The sequence below is a fragment of the Geomonas sp. genome (genome assembly GCF_056994735.1).
Map to the genome: position 1 here is coordinate 1 of NZ_JBXKJL010000157.1, position 2177 is coordinate 2177.

Sequence of the window (2177 nt, forward strand, 5' to 3'; positions counted from 1 at the left end):
TCTTTGTTTCCAGCCAGATCTACACCCAGAGCGGTCAGAATGATGGTCGAGTCAGTTTGATTCCCATGACGCACGTTAAAATGGATCCCATCCAGATACATAACACGCCAATGTGCTTGCAACGGACGTTCGCGCCAGGCGGTGAATTGCTGCACGAGACTCGCGGTTGAGCCGACTGATGGCGCTGGCGACTTCGAGCCACTCCCGTCAGAGTTTCGGCCACTCCTCCGACGGATGTCGCGAACTCGCCCCAGCGACAAACATCTCGGTAAGACTTTGAGCGACCTGTGGCTCTGAGCTCCGAGAGCGCTCGAAGACCTGGGGTTGGAACTGGCCTTCGCGATCCCGGGGAACCTGCAAGTCCTCGATCCGGCCAGTGGTGGTGTCCAGATCGCGTGTGTAGAAGCCATTGCGATATCCCTTGCGGTCAGGGCCGCTCTCGCCCCAACCAACTCCAATCAGCGTGTCCAGTTCCTCGCGCATCACTCCCTCCAACGCCACACGCAAGCCATCACAGGCCAACTCACGCAGATACTGTCGAAAGACCTGCTGCTCAGGCAGCTCTGGGGCAGCCTGCGGGTGTATGAAAAAGTTGTAGGTAATCAGGCAACAAGGCGTGGCTGCTCTTCCCAGAAATCGTCGTAGGTCTCATTGAGCACAGCGGTACGCAAGGCCAAAACGGCATCGAGCCCTTGGGGCGTCCAACGCATGCCAGCCCGCTTCGCCCGGGTGCTGACCACGGTTTTACAGGCCGCTTCGGCGATACCACTACCCACATGCATGCCCTGGGCCCGAAAGGCCGGGTAGCGCATGCGAGCCGCATTGGAAATAAAGTAGTCCAGCTCGATTTCGGGCACACTGCGCGAGGCACCCGGCTCTGGGGGGATCGGCGGGAGGCCGGCGATCTCAGCCGCCAGTTCCTCAATCTGACCCTGGACGAGCAAGCTGCACATCTGCTCGGCCCAGATGCTGGTCTGAAGCGTGTGGGAGCCAAAGACGGCCCGCGCCACCTTCCAGACATGCTCACGTGCATGCCAGATGTCGACAATTTGCACGGCCCCCGGAAAGTGTTCGGTTGCCAGACGCCAAATCCAGACGGCTCCATCTCCCAAGACGACCAGTTGGCGGGCCTGCGGCAGCCCACCGCTGAGTGCCAGTTGGTAGAGCAGCTTGCCAAACTCCTCGGCCTTGCAGCGACGCGCGACAGAGCGCTTCTTCCCTGCTTGATCCACAAATACGCCTGGCGCCAGCCCCGAGCGTTCCGGCCCCCGGCTCGCCGGGAAGACCGCTCCCACTTTGACTTCCCGGTAGACATCGCCGGGTCGCTGGCGTTCCTTCTCTTCCAGGGGCACACTCCCTCGGCGCAGCCGGGCCAGGATCCCATCCAGTTCGATGTACAAACGCTCAATGATGGCTTGCTTGGTCTCCGACTCAGCAGAACTGTGAGACTCAGCAGCAGGTACGGCGTGTGCCTGGGCCGCCTCCTTCCACAGGATGCTGACCTGTTCATCCTCCCGTTGCGCGAGCGCTGCTCCGACAGGGTGCATCAGGTTGAGCGCTTGACGTGCTGACATGCCCAGCGGCAGCAGACGGCAAAAGGTCTCCGCTGTTTCCTCCAGCGAAAGCCTCGCCCCCAGATAACTCACCGCTTGCTGCACTCCCGCACTCGTGCGTCGCCCTTGCACTCCCCACAGCCCATCAGCGGGGGCTTCTCCATGCGTGCATCTCTCCGCTCCCCCCGCGTTGGCTCGCTCCCCGTCTGCGGGGACACACTGGTAGTAGGCGCGCCGAAACGTGATCTTGCCCATCAGTGTGAACACCTGCTTGGGGCGGTACCCCACCAACTGCTGCCGGTGTCCACAGCTTCCCACACGCTGCTCCGTCGTGCTTTCCTCGGGGTCTGCATCACTCAAGAAGCTTTCCATCCAGCCTCGTCCCAGTTCAAAGACCGTTTCCATCACCTGCTGCTCCAGTCCTTTCAGGTCTCCTTTTTTCACCTCCTGCAAGTTCCTCAGCAGCTTGAGCACTTGTGCTTCTGTCTCCTGCCTCAGCGCTATTTTCACTCCGTCGCTCGTTTCCATCAGTAGGGGTCTCCTCTCTGCTTTCTCTGTCTTGTTGGGTTTGCAGATGAGGATACTCCTTTTCTTCTCGTTTGCCTACAACTTTTTCATACACCC

The 2177-nt window shown here is 60.3% G+C and carries 3 protein-coding genes; all 3 read right to left on the reverse strand.

Going from position 1 to position 2177, the window contains the following annotated elements; all coding sequences use genetic code 11:
* Positions 1–155, reverse strand: a 155-nt coding sequence (locus tag AC11W3_RS07460) for a transposase (protein WP_484092748.1), incomplete at its 3' end; no start/stop codon positions are given.
* A gap of 52 nt (positions 156–207) precedes the next feature.
* Positions 208–522: a transposase gene (locus AC11W3_RS07465; protein WP_484092746.1), complete on the reverse strand. Its 315-nt coding sequence runs from the start codon at positions 520–522 to the stop codon at positions 208–210.
* Positions 523–602: 80 nt separating this feature from the next.
* The gene (locus tag AC11W3_RS07470) at positions 603–2081 is read right to left on the reverse strand and encodes an ISKra4 family transposase (RefSeq protein WP_484092747.1); all 1479 of its coding nucleotides are present in this window, start codon (positions 2079–2081) and stop codon (positions 603–605) included.
* Positions 2082–2177: the final 96 nt, after the last annotated feature.

Excerpts from the sequence above, each read along its gene's own strand:
- AC11W3_RS07470 (WP_484092747.1), bottom strand. The coding sequence starts at position 2,081 with ATGGAAACGAGCGACGGAGTGAAAATAGCGCTGAGGCAGGAGACAGAA.